This window comes from Planktothrix sp. PLAVEN19ND (genome assembly GCF_057220675.1).
On the sequence record NZ_CM170132.1, the window covers coordinates 1,215,469 to 1,236,563 of the forward strand.

Sequence of the window (21,095 nt, forward strand, 5' to 3'; positions counted from 1 at the left end):
ATAATAATTCAATTGCTAGTATTCTCTAAGAATGGTATATAAGTGGTAGGGATAATTAACAGATCAAGCCACGGCACAAGTGATCATAGCAAGTTTCCGATCAAAATTTTGGAGGGATGTCCTGCTGCTGTGTGTCCGTAACAATTCTAAGGAAGCCCAGATGAACGAAACTGCCGAAAAAAGTTACCCACTTTCCATGGGTCAAAAAGCTATGTGGTTTATCTACCAAATGGCTCCAGAGAGCGTTGCTTATAATATATTTATTACAGTAAAAATTAATTCAAATTTAGATATTAATACTTTTATCGATGTCTGGAATCAGATTGTTCAACGCCATTCTATTCTTAGAACTGTCTATACTGTTCATGAAGGTAAACCGAGGCAGCAAATTAATCAGCAACAGCAATTTAATGTTCAGATAACCGATGCCTCCTGTTGGAATGAAGATCAATTAAAAGAAAAAATATTTGCTGAAACCGACCGACATTTTAACTTAGAAACCGATTCAGTTATCAGAATTAGTTTATTTACTCGAACAGCAAAAGAACATATTCTCCTCTTAACAATGCACCACATTGCCGGGGATCTACGGACGGTTGATTTACTTCTCTGTGAATTTCAATCGGCCTATGTTTTTGAGATCAAAAAAGTTAGTCAAGGGCAGACTGCGTTCAGCGAATCTGCTTTGAAAAAAAATGATTCTTACAAATCCTATATAGAATTTGTTAACTGGCAGTTAGAAATGCTGTCTAGTGCAAAGGGAGAAAAACTTTGGCAATACTGGCAGGAAAAATTAGCCGGGGAATTGCCAGTTTTGAATTTGCCCACAGACAAACCCCGTCCACCCGTAAAAACCTATCAAGGAACTACCCATATTCTGAAGTTAGATCAAGTATTGATTGATAAAATTAATCATCTAGCTCTAGTTTATGGAATCAGTCTTTATAATCTTCTACTAACAGCATTCTATGTATTAATTTACCGCTATAGCAATCAAAAAGATATCCTAGTAGCAACTCCCATGAGAGGTCGAAATGGGAGAGATTTTCAAGGGTCTATTGGATATTTTGTTAACCGTGTCATCCTGCGAACTTCCCTAGAGGAAAATACCACCTTTGAACAATTAATTACTCAAGTGGGTCTTATGGTAAAAGCAGCCCAGAGGCATCAACATTATCCTTTTTCCCTGTTAGTAGAAAAACTTCGGAAACCTCAATATCCAGGTTATTCTCCTTTGTGTCAAGTGGGTTTTACTTGGCAATTAGGTTTTACTTGGCAGTCACAAAATAGGTCTGAATCTTTATTGGATATGAGTCACTATCCCCTCGGATTTCAAAGAGGTGCAGACTTAGACTTGGATTTAATGGTAATGGAAGCTGAGGAAGTTTTCCAACTCTGTTGGCAATACAATACTGACTTGTTCGATGCTGCCACAATTGAGCGCATGACAGGACATTTTGTTACCCTATTGGAAGGTATTGTCGCTAATCCCAAGCAACGAATCTCCCAGTTACCTTTATTAACAGAAATTGAACAACGCCAGTTATTAATAGATTGGAATAATACTCAAGTTGATTATCCCCAAGATCATTGTATCCATCAGTTATTTGAAGAACAGGTTAAACTTACACCTGATGCGATCGCTGTCATCTATGAAAATCAACAACTAACTTATAGGGAATTGAATAATTGTAGTAACCAATTGGCACATTATTTGTGTTCCTTGGGTGTGGGTGCAGATGTATTGGTGGGGATTTGTGTAGAGCGATCGCTTTCCATGGTAATAGGAATTTTGGGGATTCTCAAAGCGGGAGGAGCTTATGTACCCCTTGACCCTGAATATCCCCAAGAACGTTTGAGCTTTATGTTAGAAGATGCTCAACTTTCTGTACTATTAACCCAACAGCATCTGGTTGAGAAAATACTTAAATATAAAACACAATTTTTCTGCTTAGATACTGACTGGCATATTGTTTCTCAGTCGAGTCAGGACAATCCAATCACTAATGTTCAAAGTAGTAACTTAGCTTATATCATTTACACCTCTGGCTCTACTGGTCAACCGAAAGGGGTAATGCTGTCTCATCGTAACCTTTGCAATCATATGTTCTGGATGCAAACAACATTCCCCCTGAAAGAACAGGACAAAGTATTACAAAAAACCCCCTTTGGCTTTGACGCATCAGTTTGGGAATTTTACGCACCCTTATTAGTAGGCGGACAGTTGCTAATAGCTAAACCGGGAGGTCATCAAGATGCTGCTTACCTTGGAAGGTTAATTACCCAAGAAAAAGTAACTACTGTTCAATTTGTCCCATCTTTACTACAAATGCTTTTAGAACAGGGAGGAATCGAAACTTGTCACTCCCTCAAACGTGTATTCTGTGGCGGTGAAGTCTTGCCAATGGCACTGCAAGAAAACTTGTTAAGTAAGCTAGATGTAAATTTGCACAATCTCTACGGGCCGACAGAAGCTTGTATTGATGCAACATTCTGGAACTGTAAGCGAGAGATGAATGGACAAGTTGTCCCCATCGGTCGTCCCATCGCGAATACCCAGCTTTACATACTCGATCAATTCGGTCAACCTGTACCGATTGGTTTAGCAGGAGAATTGCATATTGGTGGTGCAGGATTAGCGCGAGGCTATCTTAACCGTCCTGAATTAACTCAAGAAAAATTTATTCCTAACCCATTTAGTCCTGATCCCCATGCTCGTCTCTACAAAACTGGGGATTTAGCCCGCTATTTACCCGATGGCAATATTGAATATTTAGGACGCATTGATAATCAGGTAAAAATTCGGGGATTCCGAATTGAATTAGGAGAAATTGAAGCAGTATTAAATCAACGGGATGAGGTGCAAACTGCTTGTGTGATTGTGCGCGAAGATCATCCTGGGAATCAATTACTTGTGGCTTATATTGTGCCTAAGTTAGAGGCAGATATTTCGCTTCTGGTGAGTGAATTACGGCAATTTCTCAAGACAAAACTGCCAGATTACATGATTCCCAATGCCTTTGTGATTCTGGAATCTTTGCCCCTAACTCCCAATGGCAAAGTAGATCGTCGCGCCCTACCTATTCCCGATTTACAGAGTCAAAGAACAGATGAATATGTATCTGCGCGTAATGCTATCGAGGAAATGCTAACCGAAGTTTGGATACAGGTACTAAAAGTAGAAAAAATTGGCATTCACGATAACTTCTTTGACTTGGGAGGTCACTCGCTGTTAGCAACACAACTGGTGTCGCGCATTCGTTCTAATTTTCAATTAGAATTACCCCTGCGTCATCTTTTTACGGCTCCAACTATAGCTGAATTAGGGCAATTAATTAAACAGTTAAAACAGCAACAAACACTTGAACTACCAGGGAAAGAAAAGGAATTAAAATTAACTGCTTCCCCTGGGTCTTCTCTGGTTGAACCCCCAATTTTACCCCGACCCCAAAATGCCGAACTTCCCCTATCCTTTGCTCAAACTAGACTCTGGTTTTTAGATCAATTTGAGCCGAACAGCGCTTTATATAATGTTCCTATTTCCCTAGGTTTAGAAGGAACTCTCAACCTTGAGGCATTAGAACAAAGTTTAGGAGAAATAATTCGTCGCCATGAGGTACTACGGACTAACTTTATTAATGTTGATGGACAACCAATTCAAGTTATTCAACCCGAATCAAAATTAGGAGAAAAAAGCCCGATATTATCACTGGTGGATTTGAGCTATTTACCAACAACAGAAAGGGAAAAAGCTGTTCAGGATTTTGCTCTACAGCAAGCCATTCAACCCTTTAATTTAGCAGAAGATTCCCTACTAAGAACAACTTTAGTCGTGTTGTCGGAAACAGAAAAGGTGTTGCTGATTTCCATGCACCATATTATCAGCGATGGTTGGTCAGGGGGAGTATTGGGGGTGGAGTTAGCCACTCTGTATAATGCCTATTGCCAAGGGTTGCTTTCTCCTTTAAATGACTTAGATATTCAGTACGCGGATTTCGCTATTTGGCAAAGACAGTGGCTACAAGGAGAAGTCCTGCAAACTCAACTTAATTATTGGCAAAAGCAACTCACAGACGCCCCCGCTTTATTATCGCTGCCCACAGACCGCCCTCGTCCGGCAATGCAGAGCTTCCGTGGGTTACATCAAGAGTTCGCCCTTTCGACGGAGTTAAGCCAAAAATTAAACCACCTAAGTCGTGAGCAGGGGGTAACACTGTTTATGACCCTGTTGGCTGCTTTTGATACGCTGTTGTACCGCTATACTGACCAGGAAGATATTGTAGTTGGCTGTCCTATTGCTAACCGTAATCGCAGGGAAATTGAAGGCTTAATCGGCTTCTTTGTTAATACCTTAGTTTTGCGGGTTGATCTTTCGGGTAATCCCAGTTTTGAGCAGTTATTAATTCGCCTTCGAGAAGTGGCGATCGCAGCCTATTCCCATCAAGATTTACCCTTTGAAATGCTAGTAGAAGCATTGCAACCCCAACGGGATCTTAGCTATACACCGCTATTTCAGGTAATGTTTGCGCTTCAGAATGCCCCGGAATCCGCCCTAGAAATGACGGGGTTAACAATGAGTTATTTACCGAGGGAAAATGCTACGGCTAAATTTGATTTGACCCTATCATTAGATAACACTAATCAGGGATTAGTCGGAGTTTGGGAATACAATACTGACTTGTTCGATGCTGCCACAATTGAACGCATGACAGGACATTTTGTTACTCTATTGGAAGGTATTATCGCCAATCCTAAGCAACGAATCTCCCAGCTACCTTTATTAACAGAAATTGAACAACGCCAATTATTAATTGATTGGAATAATACTCAAGTTGATTATTCCCAAGATCATTGTATTCATCAGTTATTTGAAGAACAGGTTAAACTTACACCCGATGCGATCGCTGTGGTATTTGAAGATCAACTATTAACCTATCGTGAATTAAATATCCGTGCTAACCAACTAGCCCATTATTTGCAATCTTTAGGAGTAAAAGCTGATAGCTTGGTTGGTCTTTCTGTCGAGCGATCGCCTCTGATGATTGTAGCTATTTTAGGCATCCTCAAAGCTGGAGGAGCTTATGTACCGCTTGATCCCGCCTATCCCAGTGACCGTTTAAACTTCATGGTCGAAGATGCCCAACTTGCGATTTTATTAACTCAGGAGCAATTACTAGAGTCTATTCCTAAACATTCGATGACGGACAAGACACCCATCCCAGAGATTATTTGTTTGGATAAAGATTGGGGAAAAATTGCTCAAAAAAGTGACTCTAATTTGGAAAATGCAGTTAAGGCGAGTAATCTGGCTTATGTGATCTATACTTCCGGTTCTACGGGTAAACCCAAAGGAGTTTTAGTCAGTCATGCTCAGGTTGTCCGTTTGTTCAAAGCAACGGAATCTTGCTATCACTTTAATAACCAAGATGTTTGGACGTTATTTCACTCCTACGCCTTCGATTTCTCAGTTTGGGAAATATGGGGAGCCTTACTTTATGGTGGACGATTGGTAATTGTGCCTTATTGGGTGACGCGATCGCCCGAATCCTTTTATCAGTTGTTATGTCAAGAGCAAGTAACAATTCTTAATCAAACCCCTTCCGCCTTCCGTCAGTTAATTCAACTGGAACAGGGAATGGGGAGCAGGGGGGCAGAGGGAGCAGGGGGAGCAGAGGGAGCAGGGGAGCAGGGAATGGAAGATGATTTAAGGTTGCGTTTGGTGATTTTTGGGGGAGAAGCCTTAGAAATAAAGGGTTTACAGCCCTGGTTTGAACGACACGGCGATCGACATCCGCAGTTAGTGAATATGTACGGGATTACGGAAACCACCGTCCACGTCACCTATCGTCCCCTGACTCAAGCGGATTTGCAAAGCACCGCCAGTGTGATTGGACGTCCGATTTCCGACTTACAGGTTTATCTATTGGATCGGTATTTGCAACCTGTACCCGTTGGTATTCCTGGGGAAATGTACGTTGGCGGGGCGGGGGTAACTCGTGGTTATCTGAATCGTCCTGAACTGACGGCGGAACGGTTTATCCGTGATCCTTTTAGTTCCGAACTGGCAGAATCTAGGTTATACAAAACGGGAGATTTGGCTTGTTATCTGCCCAATGGTGAATTAAAATACTTGGGACGCATTGACAATCAGGTGAAGATTCGGGGATTTCGGATTGAGTTGGGAGAAATCGAGGCTTTACTGGCACAACATCCGATGGTCTGGGAATGTGTGGTAACGGTGCGTGAAGATCAAGATCAACGCTTGGTTGCTTACGTCGTACCCCTATCAGGAGAATCGCCCTCCGTCAGTGAATTACGCAGTTTTCTCAAGGAAAGGCTACCGGATTACATGATCCCAAATGCGATCATTTTTTTGGAAGCGTTACCCCTGACCCCCAGCGGCAAAGTTGATCGCCGCAATTTACCTACAACCCATCTACCTAATGAACGGACAGACAATTTTATCCCCCCCCGCACTCCCATAGAGCAGACCCTAGCACAAATTTGGCAAGAAGTTCTGAAAGTAGAACAGGTCGGTATCCAGGACAACTTCTTTGAACTGGGAGGACATTCCCTTCTAGCGACCCAAGTAGTTTCGCGTATCGGTGAGCTTCTCAAGGTGAAGCTCACCCTACGGACTTTGTTTAACTCGACGACCTTAGCTGATTTGGCAGGATCGATCACCCAGTTGCAGCAAGAAGGTTCAGACCCAACTATTTTAAAGACTCCACCGATCCTACCCAGAAGAAAACGATGAGCTTTGACGAACTCCCCCTATCATATCCTCAACAACGTTTATGGTTCTTAGACCAATTAGACCCGAATAGTTCTCTGTACAATATTCCTTTAGCCCTACACCTAGAAGGAAAACTTGATCACCAAGCCCTAGAACAAAGCTTAGGGGAAATTATTCAGCGTCACGAAGTTCTACGGACTAATTTTATTGTGATTGATGGCGAGCCTAGACAGGTTATTCATAGTCAGATTCCTTGGAAAATAACTCAGGTAGATGGGCAAGAGTTACCCAGTATTTCAACAAAGCTGACCACAGAGAATCAGCAAAAACAAAGGAGTCAGGAGTGGATCACAAATCAGGCGGCACAACCTTTTGATCTAGCCAAAGATCCCTTAATCCGGGCTAGTTTAGTCAAACTATCACCCGACGAACATCTGTTATTGATCTGTATGCACCACGTCGTCAGTGACGGCTGGTCAATGGGTATTTTTATTCAGGAATTAACGGCTCTTTATAATGCTTATTCCCAAGGTTTACCCTCACCTCTGGCTCCGCTAGAGATTCAGTATGCCGACTTTGCCCTTTGGCAAAAAGACTGGTTACAGGGGGAGGTACTCGATCAACAATTGAGTTATTGGCGAAAACAACTAGCTAATGCTCCGACTCTGTTACCCCTGCCCACGGATAGACCCAGATCGGCAGTCCAAGGTTTAAAGGGTGATCGCCACGAATTTTCCCTTTCCCTGGAACTGACCCAAGCCCTCACTCAAATGAGTCAAAAACAGGGGGTGACTTTATTTATGACCCTCTTGACCGCCTTTGATATTCTGCTTTACCGCTATACAGGTCAAGAAGATATTCTGGTGGGTTCTCCTATTGCTAATCGGGAGCAACGGGAATTAGAAGGCTTAATCGGCTTTTTTGTTAATACTTTGGTATTGCGTACCGATCTTTCGGGTAATCCTAGCTTTCAGGAGTTATTGAAACGAGTTCGAGAAATGGCGATGGATGCCTATACCTATCAAAATTTGCCCTTTGAAATGTTAGTAGAAGCCTTGCAGCCGGAACGGAATCTGAGCCATAATCCTCTATTTCAGGTTATGTTTAGCCTCCAGAATAATCCTTTATCTGCTTTGGAATTAAGGGGATTAACGGTTAGTCCCTATCCCCTAGAAAGTAGAACGGCTAAATTTGATTTAAGTTTAGGATGCACCGAAACTAGCCCTGGAAATCCGCCAGGTGCAGGACTAATCGGAATCTGGGAATACAATACGGATTTATTTGATCATAGCACAATTGAGCGATTATCAGGGAATTTTATCAACTTATTAACAGGAATTATTGCTAATCCAGAACAGCCCGTTGCACAATTACCCCTATTGACAGAAAGTGAGCGTAATCAGTTATTATTTGACTGGAATCAGACTCAAATTGACTACAAAAATGAATTATGTCTGCATCAGCTATTTGAACAACAAGTAAAACTAAATCCAAAGGCGATCGCAGTTAGATTAGAACATGAATTTTTAACCTATCAAGAATTAAATAATCGTGCTAATCAATTGGCACATTATCTACAGTCTTTGGGAATAAAAGCAGATGAACTTGTAGGGATTTTTGTCGAACGTTCCCTAGATATGATAGTAGGTATCTTGGGAATCCTTAAAGCAGGGGGGGCTTATGTTCCCCTTGACCCAGAATATCCAATTGAGCGTTTAAACTTTATCTTAGAAGACACTCAGTTAAAAGTGTTGTTGACTCAAGAAAAATTAGTCGCCTCTCTTCCTCAAAATCAGGCGCAAGTAATAGCATTAGACAGGGAATGGTCAATTATAGCTTCAAACAGCGAAGAAAACCTAGATCATCCCGCAGACCCCTCTAATTTAGCCTATATAATCTATACATCTGGTTCAACAGGTAAACCCAAAGGGGTTTTAGTTAACCACTTCAATGTAGTACGCTTGTTTGATGCGACTGACTCTTGGTATCATTTCAACTCTCAAGATGTCTGGACACTATTCCACTCTTACGCCTTTGACTTCTCCGTGTGGGAAATTTGGGGCGCTTTACTGTATGGTGGACGACTGGTAATAGTCCCTTACTTAGTGACTCGTTCCCCTGAAGCATTTTATGAGTTATTGTGTCAAGAAAAAGTAACAATTCTTAATCAAACCCCTTCTGCTTTCCGTCAGTTAATTCAGGCGGAACAGGGGACACAGAATGGTTTAAAGCTACGTTTCGTGATTTTTGGGGGAGAAGCTTTAGAAATTAACAGTTTGCAACCTTGGTTTGCACAACATGGCGACCAACAGCCCCAGCTAGTAAATATGTACGGCATTACAGAAACTACCGTTCATGTAACTTATCGTCCCTTAAAAATAGCTGATTTACAGAGAACAGCGAGTGTTATTGGTCATCCCATTCCTGACTTACAATTGTACCTGCTTGACCAACATTTGCAGCCAGTCCCCATCGGTGTACCAGGGGAGATGTATGTAGGAGGCGCAGGAGTAACAAGAGGTTATCTCAATCGTGACGAATTGACAGCAGAAAGGTTTATCTCTAGTCCCTTTTCGGGGGGATTAAAATTATATAAAACGGGAGATTTAGCCCGTTATTTACCCAATGGAGAGTTAGAGTATGTAGGAAGAATAGACAATCAGGTTAAGATTCGGGGTTTTCGCATCGAATTAGGGGAAATAGAGGCTTTATTGGCTTCTCATCCGCAAATTTGGGAGACAGTGGTGCTAGTTCGGGAAGATATTCCAGGGGATAAACGTTTAGTTGCTTATGTAGTACCACAGGGAGGGCAGTCCCTTTCTGTTGCAGAACTACGTCGCTTTCTCAAACAAAAGCTACCAGAATATATGATACCAAGTGCTTTTGTTGAGATGGAATGCTTGCCCCTGACAGCCAACGGCAAAATAGACCGTCGTGCTTTACCTGCACCTGACAGCGCTAGACCGGAACTAGAAAATGTTTTTGTCCCTCCTAGCACAAAGGAAGAAAAAATATTAGCTGGGATTTGGGCTAAAGTTTTAGGTATTGAACAGGTGGGTATTCATGATAACTTCTTTGCTTTAGGTGGAGATTCTATTCGCAGTATTCAAGTATTATCCAAAGCAAAAGAACAGGGTTTGAATTTCTCTGTGCAGAAGCTATTTCAATATCAGACGATTTATGAGTTAGTTGAAGAACTGAAAACCCACAAAAATGAGACTGAGCATTTAGAATTAACTCAACCCTTCAGTTTGATTTCTGAAGCAGATAAACAAAAGTTACCTGATGGTGTAGAAGATGCTTATCCCCTTGCTATGCTACAAATGGGAATGCTCTATCACAGTGAGTATAGCCAAGATAGTGCAATCTACCGCGAAATTAGCAGCTTTCATCTTAAAACGCCTCTTAATGTTCAGCTTTTACGGGTAGCACTTCGAGATTTGGCCAATCATCACCCTATACTGCGAACTTCTTTTGATCTAAGCAAGTTCAGCGTTCCCTTGCAACTGGTGCATCAGCAGGTTGAAATTCCTCTGGAAGTAGAAGATTGGTGTCATTTAAACCATTCTGAGCAAGAAGAAGCTTTAAATGCTTGGTTTGAAGCCGAAAAGAAACGACCTTTTGATTGGACTCATCCTCCCCTAATACGCTTCTTTGTTCAACGTCGTACTCAAGATACATTTAATCTAACTTTTAGCTGTCACCACGCTATTCTTGATGGCTGGAGTGTGGCCTCAATGATGAGAGAGTTGCTTAAACATTATTTGTCTCTGTTGGAAGAAAAAGTTGAGGAAGTATCGCCACCATTAGGTCTGACTTACCGAGATTTCGTCGCTCTCGAACAACAAGCACTCGCCTCATCAGAAACTCAAGCTTACTGGAGTAAAAAACTGTATGATAGCACCATAAATCAGTTACCGCGCTGGTCTTCTGTATCAAGCAACACCGAAACCCAAAAAGTCAATGTACTAGAAATAGATCTAACTCCTGAGCTTGGGGAAGGTTTAAGACAACTCGCCCGAAGAGCAGAAGCACCCCTCAAGAGTGTCTTGCTGTCCGCTCATTTACGGGTATTAAATCGCCTTAGTGATCATTCGGATGTACTAACAGGCTTGGTAACTAATGGACGACCTGAACACAGGGAAGGGGATCAAATTTTGGGATTATTCCTCAATACTTTACCATTTCGAGTGCAATTAAATGGGGGTACTTGGATAGATTTAGTGCGAGAAGTGTTTACAGCCGAAAAAGAACTTTTGCCCCACCGCCGCTATCCCCTAGCTGAAATTCAAAGAGATTTTGGCGGTGAATCTTTGTTTGAAGCCTCCTTTAACTTTATTCATTTTCATGTCTACAAACAGGTGTTAGAACTTGATAATTTACAGGTATTAGGAGCAAAATCTTTTGAAGAAACGAACTTTACTTTTAATGCTCAATTTTCGGTAAATCCTAGCACATCTGCAATAAAGTTGAACCTTGATTACGATGCTTCAAAATTATGCCCTCAACAAGTCGACAGAATTAGTAAATATTACCTCAATGCACTGGTTGCTATGGTAAACCAGCCCCAAGAGCTATATGAGTTAAACTATCTTCTTCCTGAAGAAGAAGAAAAACAAATATTAGTTGATTGGAATGCCACAGAAAAAGACTATCCTTTCCATCAATGTGTTCATCATTTATTTGAAGAACAAGCAGAACGGACACCAGATGCAATAGCAGTGGTATTTGAAGGTCAGGAATTAACCTATCAACAGTTAAACATTCAAGCCAATCAATTAGCACATTACTTACAATCTCTTGGGGTGAAATCAGAGGTTTTAGTCGGCATTTATTTGGAGCGATCGCTGTTAGTGATTGTAGGATTATTAGCCGTTCTCAAAGCTGGGGGAGCTTATGTCCCTTTAGATCCCGATTATCCCCAGCAACGGTTAACCTACATGGCCGAAGATGCCAAAATTTCCCTATTGCTAACCCAGCAAATTTTGCTCAGTTCTTTACCCGTAGAAGATGTGGGGGTAATTGTATTAGATCAATCTGCCGAGATATTGACAGTTCAAAGTCTGGAAAATCCCGTCAGTCAAGTAATACCAGAAAATTTACTCTGTGTGTTATACACTTCTGGTTCAACGGGTAAACCGAAAGGAGTGATGTTAACCCATGAAGCCTTGGTTAACCATAGTTGGGGCATTAGCGAAATATTTGATTTAACGGAAAGCGATCGCGTCTTACAGTTTGCGTCCTTTGGTTTTGATGTAGCAGCAGAGGAAATTTTTCCCACCTGGTTAAAAGGTGGAACGGTGGTATTAAGACCCGCTCAAATGTTCCCGACCTTGGCGGATTTTGCCAATTTTATCGAAGAAGAAAGCCTAACTCTCTTAAATATTACTCCCGCCTATTGGCATGAGTGGGCGATCTCGGTATCTCAAGGCTTCGCTACCGTGCCCACCAGTTTACGTTTAGTGGCGGTGGGGGGAGATGCGGTTTTACCAGAAACCGTTAGCCTATGGCAGCGACTCGTCGGCGACCGGGTGAGTTGTCTGAATGTTTATGGCCCCACGGAGGCTTCGGTGACAGCCATCGTCCATGATTTGCTTGATCCGCAGTCAGAAAAAATGAATTCGGTGCTGATTGGTCGTCCGATTGCTAATACTAAGGCTTATATCCTTGATCGTAATCTTCAACCCGTCCCCATTGGTGTCAAAGGGGAATTGCACCTTTGCGGAGTTCGTTTGGCGCGGGGTTATTTGAATCGCCCAGAGTTAACCGAGGAAAAATTCCTTGATAATCCCTTTGATAAATCACCCTTTGATCGTTTATATAAGACGGGGGATTTAGCTCGTTATCTAGCCGATGGCCGGATTGAGTGTTTTGGACGGATTGACAATCAGGTCAAAATTCGGGGCTTCCGCATTGAGTTAGGAGAAATTGAGGCGGTACTAAACCAACATATTGATGTCCAGATTTCCTGCGTGATCATCCGTGAGGATACCCCAGGGGATAAATATTTAGTCGCCTATGTGGTATCCGAACGGATGCCGATGATTAGTGAACTCCGTCAGTTTCTCGCTAGTAATTTGCCCCTGTATATGGTTCCCCAGGCTTTCGTGTTTATGGAGTCCTTGCCCCTGACCACGAACCGTAAGGTTGATCGGGCGGCTCTCCCGGCACCGGATTTGTACAGTAACCGTCGTGACCGCTATGTGGCTCCTCGTAATCCCATGGAGGAAATGCTGGCTCAAATTTGGACACAGGTACTCAAAGTTGATGCTGTGGGCATTTATGATAATTTCTTTGAAATTGGGGGCCATTCCCTATTAGCGACCCAACTGGTTTCCCGGATTCGGAGTCTGTTTAAAGTAGAACTTCCTTTAAGAAGTCTATTCGCGGCGGCGACGGTAGCAGAACTAGCTCATTTGATTGAACAATTAAAACAAGAAAATTTATCACCAATTACACCTATTTTACCAAGGGCGAAAGATGCGGAATTACCCCTATCCTTTGCTCAACAGCGTTTATGGTTTTTAGATCAGTTGCAGCCGCATAGTGCTTTATATAATATCCCCCTGGCTTTGCGTCTAGTAGGAACTCTAAATCAGTCCGCTTTAGAACAAAGTTTGGTAGCAATTTGCGATCGCCATCAGGTATTACTCACTAATTTCATTGCTGTTGATGGTCAAGCAACTCAAGTTATTCAGAGTCAAACAAATTGGAAATTAGCAATAGTCGATGGCCGACACCTCCAAGAAACCCTTGAACAATTCGTAATTAGCCAAGCAACTCAACCCTTTGACCTAGCCAATCAAACCCTAATCAGAGCCACCTTAGTAGTGGTATCGGAGACCGAACATCTTTTATTAGTGTTCATGCACCATATTGTCAGTGATGGTTGGTCAATGGGGGTATTTATCCACGAACTGACAACCCTGTACAACGCCTACAGTCAAGGTCAGTTAGCTAACTTAGCTCCCCTACCGATTCAGTACGCCGATTTCGCCCTTTGGCAAAGACAGTGGTTGCAAGGGGAGGTACTGCAAAATCAGTTAAGTTACTGGCAACAACAGTTAGCAAATGCCCCAGCTTTGTTATCCCTACCCACAGACCGACCCCGACCACCAGTGCAAACCTTTGTTGGCGCGTATCAAGAGTTTGCTATGACCTCGGAACTCTCCCAGTCCCTGATCAAACTGAGTCAGCAACAAGGAGTAACATTGTTTATGACTCTGTTGGCGGCCTTTGATACCTTGCTTTATCGCTATACAGGACAATCAGATATTTTGGTGGGGACACCCATTGCTAACCGTAATCGCAGTGAAATTGAGGGCTTGATTGGCTTTTTTGCTAATACTTTAGTCCTGCGAACTGATTTATCAGACAATCCTAGTTTTAGCGAATTACTAACTCGGGTTCGAGAAGTGGCGATGGATGCCTATAGTCATCAGGATTTGCCCTTTGAAATGTTAGTAGAAGCCTTACAACCCGAACGAGATCTTAGTCATACACCGCTATTTCAAGTGGCGTTTGTGCTTCAGAATGCGCCCTGGTCTGAAGCAGAAATGATCGGGTTAACCGTTAGTGATGTACCCATAGAAAATGCCACAGCCAAGTTTGATTTGACTTTGGCAATCGGGAATACAGCTAAGGGATTAGGGGGTGTATGGGAATATAATACGGACTTGTTTGATCGCAGCACCATTGGGCGGCTGGCGGGTCATTTTGTTACCTTACTTGAAGGTATTGTGGCGAATCCTCAAGAGCAAATTTCCCAATTGCCTTTATTAACAGAAATTGAACAGCAACAGTTATTAGTTGATTGGAATAATACTCAAACCGAATATCCCCAAGATCAGTGTATTCATCAGCTATTTGAAAAACAAGCAGAACTCACACCCGATGCCGTAGCAGTAGTATTTGAAAATCAACAACTGACTTACCAGCAATTGAATATTCGCGCTAATCAATTAGCCCATCACCTGAAATCTTTAGGAGTAGAAACTGACAGCTTAGTCGGGATTTGTGTAGAACGTTCTTTAGAAATGATTGTGGGATTATTGGGTATTCTCAAAGCGGGGGGAGCTTATGTACCTCTCGATCCAGATTATCCCACCGAGCGCTTACAATTTGTGATCGAAGATGCCTTAGTTTCTTTGTTACTGACCCAAAAGCGAGTTATTAATCGTTTACCAGAACATCAGGCACAGGTTGTATTTTTAGATGAACTCTGGGAAGAAATTGGCCAAAATCCCCAGGAAAATCTCACTAATGCCGTAACAGCTTCTAATTTAGCTAATGTGATTTACACTTCCGGCTCCACAGGTAAACCCAAAGGGGTGATGGTTGAACATCAAGGTTTGTATAACTTAGCTCAGGCTCAAATTCAGGCTTTTAGCTTGAATTCTGATAGTCGCGTTCTCCAGTTTGCTTCCCTCAGTTTTGATGCTTGTATCTGGGAAATCTTAATGGCTGTGGGATCAGGAGCTACACTTTACCTGGGAACTAAAGACGCTCTGATGCCGGGTACACCTTTAATGGATCGATTACGCGATGATCGCATTACCCATGTTACTCTCCCACCGTCTGCCTTAGCAGTTCTGCCCTTAGAAAATTTACTTACTTTACAAACTATTATTGTTGCAGGGGAAGCCTGTGCTCCCGAACTGGTCAAACAATGGTCAGTGGGACGAAATTTCTTTAACGCCTATGGGCCAACGGAGGCCAGTGTCTGTGCCACGCTGGCAAAATGTAGTGCTTTTGATTCTAAAGTTACCATTGGTCGTCCGATTGCCAATGTCCAGGTTTATATTTTAGACTCCCATTTACAGCCTGTGCCAATTGGGGTTGCAGGGGAATTGCATATTGGTGGGGCGGGGGTAGCTCGGGGTTATCTGAATCGCCCGGAATTGACACAGAAGAAGTTTATTTCTAATCCCTTTGGCTCTCCCCTTGACTCCTTTGAACCCCCCCAACCCCCCCTTACTAATGGGGGGCTAAAGAGCAATCTTACCAAGGGGGGGAAAATCCCCCTTGGTAAGGGGGGGCTAGGGGGGGTCAAAGCCGGGGCTAGTAAACTATATAAAACTGGGGATTTAGCCCGATATTTACCTGACGGTAATATTGAGTATATTGGACGGATTGATCATCAGGTGAAAATTCGGGGCTTTCGGATTGAGTTGGGAGAAATCGAAGCCATACTGAGTCAACAGGTTGGTGTCCAATCAGCTTATGTGATTATCAGGGAAGATACACCAGGGGATAAACGTCTAGTCGCCTATGTTGTAACAAAACCAGAGGTAACGCTGGAAATAGATGTAATACGTCAATTCCTCAAGGCTAAATTGCCCGATTACATGATTCCCAGTGCTTTTGTGATGCTCGAAGCTCTACCTTTGACTCCCAATGGCAAAATTGATCGCGCCGCCCTACCCGCCCCCGATTCCCAGGGCCAAGGTGAATATCTGGCTCCCCGTAATCCCATTGAAGAAAAACTAGCCCAGATTTGGTCTGAAGTCCTGAAATTAGAACGGGTCAGCATTGAAGATAACTTCTTTGAAATAGGAGGTCATTCTCTGTTAGCTACCCAAGTTATTTCTCGCTGTCAACAGGCTTTTGATATTGCCTTGCCGTTACGTTATCTGTTTGAATATCCAAAAATTTCTCAGTTAAGTAATATAATTTTAGATGAATTGCAAACTGGATTAGGTCTAAAGGTTCCGGCGATTGTGCCTGTTGATCGAGACCAAGATATTCCCCTATCCTGGGCGCAGGAACGTCTGTGGTTTGTGAATCAATTAGAGGGAGAAAGTGGAGCCTACACCATTGATTTAACCCTACGTTTGGTGGGCGATCTGAATATTAAAGCCTTAGAACAGGCTTTTCAAACCCTTGTCCAACGCCATGAACCTCTACGGACTCAGTTTAAACTCAAGGATAATAAACCCATCCAGGCGATCGCTCCTAGTATAAATTTCACATTGCCTGTCGTTAATATTCAGCCTGGACAACAATTAGAAACTCTGTTAACAGCAGCCGTCTGTGAACCCTTCGATTTAGCCAATGGTTCCGTTTTGCGAGTCAAATTATGGCAAGTGGCAAACAACGAGTATGTCCTGTTATTAGCCATTCACCATATCGCGGCGGATGGTTGGTCGTTGGGGGTTTTAATCAGTGAATTATCAGCCTATTATCGAAGTTTCTGTGGGGTCACGACGGCAGATTTACCAGAGTTACCAATACAATATGCCGACTTTGCGGTGTGGCAACGTCAGTGGTTGACAAATGAGATATTAGAGCGTCAATTAAGTTACTGGGAACAACAGTTAACCGGAGTGCCGCTTCTGCACCAACTCCCCACAGACCGCCCCCGTCCAGCTATACAGAGTTTTCGAGGTGCTACGGAGCGACTGCAACTCAATGGCCAACTGACACAACAACTTAAACAGCTTAGTCAAAGGTCTGGCACTACCCTGTTTATGACTTTGTTGGCGGGTTTTGCCGTCTTACTGTCTCGCTATAGTGGACAAACGGATCTGGTGGTTGGCTCACCGATCGCTAATCGTAACCGTACAGACATTGAGGGATTAATTGGCTTTTTTGTCAATACTTTGGCTTTAAGGTTTGATCTGTCCAAGGAACCAAGTTTTGAGGCTTTTCTGGCCCAGGTACGACAAACTACCCAAAACGCCTATGACCATCAGGATTTGCCCTTCGAGATGTTAGTCGAAGAATTGCAATTAGAACGACATTTGGATCGTAATCCTTTAACACAAATTGTCTTTGCTCTCCAGAATGCTCCCGATTCCGCCTGGGATTTGCCCGGGGTCAAAGTTGAAGATATGGCATCGGGACTAGATTCGGTGCGGGTTGACCTGGAGGTCTATCTATGGGATTTACCCGATGGATTAAGTGGCTACTGCTCTTACAACCGTGATTTATTTGATTCTGAGACCATCTCCCGGATGATGGAACATTTCCAGACTTTGTTAGCAGCAATTGTTGAGAATCCCCAGCAATCGGTGGCCCTACTACCCTTACTGAATCCGGGCGATCGCCATCAATTATTAGAAGCGTGGAACAATACAGAAGCCGATTATCCCTATAACAAGTGTATTCACCAGTTATTTGAAAAACAGGCACAACTTACCCCGTCATCGGTGGCGGTGGTCTTTGAAAATCAACAGTTGACCTACGCTCAATTGAATAGTCGGGCTAATCAGTTAGCCCATTATTTACGGTCTTTGGGTGTGGGAGCCGATCAGCTTGTCGGTATTTGTGTAGACCGATCGCCCTTAATGATAGTGGGATTATTAGGAATTCTCAAGGCGGGGGGAGCTTATGTACCCCTTGACCCGGAGTATCCCATGGAGCGTCTGAGCTTTATGTTGGAAGACAGTCAAGTGGCGTTACTACTAACCGAACAAACACTAATTGAGAAGTTACCCCAACATCAAGCAAAATCCGTCTTTTTAGACAAACTCTGGGAAGAAATTAGCCAAAATCCCCAGGATAATCTGACTACAGCCGTAACAGCTTCCAATTTAGCTAATGTGATTTACACTTCTGGCTCCACGGGTAAACCCAAAGGGGTGATGGTTGAGCATCAAGGCTTGTATAACTTAGCTCAAGCTCAAATTCAGGCTTTTAGCTTGAATTCTAATAGTCGCGTTCTCCAGTTTGCCTCCTTCAGTTTTGATGCTTGTATCTCGGAAATCTTGATGGCACTGGGATCGGGAGCTACACTTTACCTGGGAACTAAAGACGCTCTGATGCCGGGTACACCTTTAATGGAGCGATTACAAGCGTATGGCATTACCCATATTACTCTCCCACCGTCTGCCTTAGCAGTTCTGCCCTTAGAAAATTTACTTACTTTACAAACTATTATTGTTGCAGGGGAAGCCTGTGCTCCCGAACTGGTCAAACAATGGTCAGTGGGACGAAATTTCTTTAACGCCTATGGGCCAACGGAGGCTAGTGTCTGTGCAACGCTGGCAAAATGTAGTGCTTTTGATTCTAAAGTCACCATTGGTCGTCCGATTGCCAATGTCCAGGTTTATATTTTAGACTCCCATTTACAGCCCGTGCCAATTGGTGTTCCGGGGGAATTGCATATTGGTGGGGCGGGGGTAGCCCGGGGCTATTTTAATCGACCGGAATTGACACAAGAGAAATTTATTTCTAATCCTTTTGGCCGATCGAAACTATATAAAACCGGGGATTTAGCTCGATATTTACCCGATGGTAATATTGAATATATTGGACGCATCGACAATCAGGTCAAAGTACGCGGCTTTCGGATCGAGTTAGGAGAAATTGAAGCGGTTTTGAACCAACACCCCTTAGTACAGTCAGCAGTTGTGATCGCCCGGGCTGATAGTCAGGGTGAACACTCCTCAACAACGGCCATGAATACAGGTCTGGTGGCCTACTTAGTTCCGGCCCTCAAGGGTCAAGTCCTACCTGAACAACTGGCCGAATGGCAGAGCGAGTACGTTAGTGATTGGCAAAAACTCTATGAAGATTCCTATAGCCAATCCCAAGCAGCAACGGATGATCCAACTTTTAATATTAGTGGTTGGAATAGTAGTTATACCGGGCAACCTATTCCGGCGGAGGAAATGCGGGAGTGGGTTGAAAGCACGGTGGGCCGAATTTTGGCAGGGAAACCGCAGCGAGTGTTAGAAATTGGTTGCGGTAGTGGGTTGCTGCTATTCCGTGTCGCTCAACATTGCCAGGAATATTGGGGGGCTGATTATTCCTTGGCTACTATTCGCAATCTGGAGCGGTTATGTGGCACGGTTGAAGGTCTAGGAACAGTGCGGCTATTACACCAAACGGCAGATAACTTTGAAAATATCCCCTCCCAAGCCTTTGATACGGTGGTGATCAACTCCGTAGTCCAGTATTTCCCCAGTGTGGATTATCTGTTACGGGTAGTAGAAGGAGCAATAGCGGCGATCGGCGATCACGGTCAGATTTTCCTGGGGGATGTCCGCAGTCTACCGTTGCTAGAGCCATACCATGCCGCCGTACAGTTAGCCCGGGCCGAGTCGGAAAAAACCCTTGAGCAATGGCAAAGACAGGTACATCAGAGTGTCGCCGCCGAGGAAGAACTCCTGATCGATCCCAGATTTTTCATCGCCTTGAAACAGCACTTTCCCCAAATTGCTTGGGTGGAAATTCAGCCCAAACGCGGTCATGCTGAAAATGAGTTAACCCAATTCCGCTATGATGTCACCCTGCATCTGGGTGGCAATGTGCAAAATTCGGCAGTTACCTGGCTCAATTGGCAACTCGACCAACTTTCATACGCTCAACTGCAAGATAAGCTCAAATCGGAACAGCCAGAACGTTTGGGCATCAGGGATGTACCGAATCAACGGGTACAGCCAGCCCTACAAATTTTGACCTGGTTGGAAAATCCCCCAGCCGTCGAGACGGTGGGACAACTGCGGCAACTGTTAGGACAACAGACCCCCCCTAGCCCCCCCTTAGTAAGGGGGGAAGTAGGGATCAATCCTGAGCATTTCTGGCAACTGGGGCAAGATTTGGGCTATACAGTCCACCTGAGTTGGTGGGAAAGTAGTCAGAATGGTTCTTATGATGTGGTTTTCTGTCGCAAAAGTTCAACGCCGGAATCTGACGATTATGAAGCGATCGCTTTTTGGGATAATCAGACAGTTACGGCTAAACCCTGGACTGACTACACCAACAATCCCCTATACGGTAAGTTGGTTCAGAAGCTAGTACCACAAGTGAGGGAATTTATCCAACAAAAACTACCAAGTTATATGGTTCCCCAGGCTTTTGTCCTGCTCAACGCTTTGCCCTTGACCCCCAATGGTAAAGTAGATCGGCGGGTATTGCCCACACCTAATACAGCTTCTATCAGTCTTTCCACAGGCTTTGTTTCTCCTCGAACCGATATTGAAGCTCAAATGGTGCAAATCTGGAGTGAGGTTTTGGGATTAGAACGGATTGGAATTAAGGACAATTTCTTTGAAATAGGAGGACATTCTCTATTGGCGACTCAAGTTGTCTCTCGTTCCCGCGATATTTTCTCGGTGGAATTGTCCTTACAAAATTTGCTGGAGTACCCAACAATCGCTAATTTAGCCCAAATTATTCAGGTACTTACGGTTGCACAGGATGGTCAACTAGCTATTACCGAAACCTCAGAAGATTATGAAGAAGGAGAATTATAAATCCTTATTCCCCATTCCCCATTCCCCATTCCCCATTCCCCATTCCCCATTCCCCATTCCCCATTCCCCATTCCCCATTCCCCATTCCCCATTCCCCATTCCCCATTCCCCATTCCCCATTCCCTATAACTAATTAAAAAGGTAATTTGCCAGTGAAA

Annotated in this window: 3 protein-coding genes; 2 read left to right on the plus strand and 1 reads right to left on the minus strand. The window is 43.5% G+C overall.

Annotation, left to right across the window (positions count from 1 at the left end; translation table 11 throughout):
- The first annotated feature begins 160 nt into the window (after nucleotides 1-160).
- Entirely contained in the window at nucleotides 161-6,757 is a 6,597-nt protein-coding gene (locus tag AC2D3N_RS05340) for an amino acid adenylation domain-containing protein (RefSeq protein WP_484693009.1), read from the plus strand.
- Complete coding sequence (locus AC2D3N_RS05345) at nucleotides 6,754-20,937, plus strand: amino acid adenylation domain-containing protein (protein ID WP_484693010.1); 14,184 nt, start codon at nucleotides 6,754-6,756, stop codon at nucleotides 20,935-20,937. The genes AC2D3N_RS05340 and AC2D3N_RS05345 overlap by 4 nt, the downstream gene beginning before the upstream one ends.
- Here AC2D3N_RS05345 and AC2D3N_RS05350 read toward each other — a convergent pair.
- Nucleotides 20,932-21,057, minus strand: a complete 126-nt coding sequence (locus tag AC2D3N_RS05350; RefSeq protein WP_484693011.1) for a hypothetical protein — start codon at nucleotides 21,055-21,057, stop codon at nucleotides 20,932-20,934. The two genes, AC2D3N_RS05345 and AC2D3N_RS05350, sit on opposite strands and share 6 nt — an antisense overlap.
- Nucleotides 21,058-21,095 lie beyond the last annotated feature (38 nt).

What these genes read in the sequence shown, in the direction of transcription:
- AC2D3N_RS05340 (WP_484693009.1), top strand. Translation starts at nt 161, where the DNA reads ATGAACGAAACTGCCGAAAAAAGTTACCCACTTTCCATGGGTCAAAAA.
- AC2D3N_RS05345 (WP_484693010.1), top strand. Translation starts at nt 6,754, where the DNA reads ATGAGCTTTGACGAACTCCCCCTATCATATCCTCAACAACGTTTATGG.
- AC2D3N_RS05350 (WP_484693011.1), bottom strand. Translation starts at nt 21,057, where the DNA reads ATGGGGAATGGGGAATGGGGAATGGGGAATGGGGAATGGGGAATGGGG.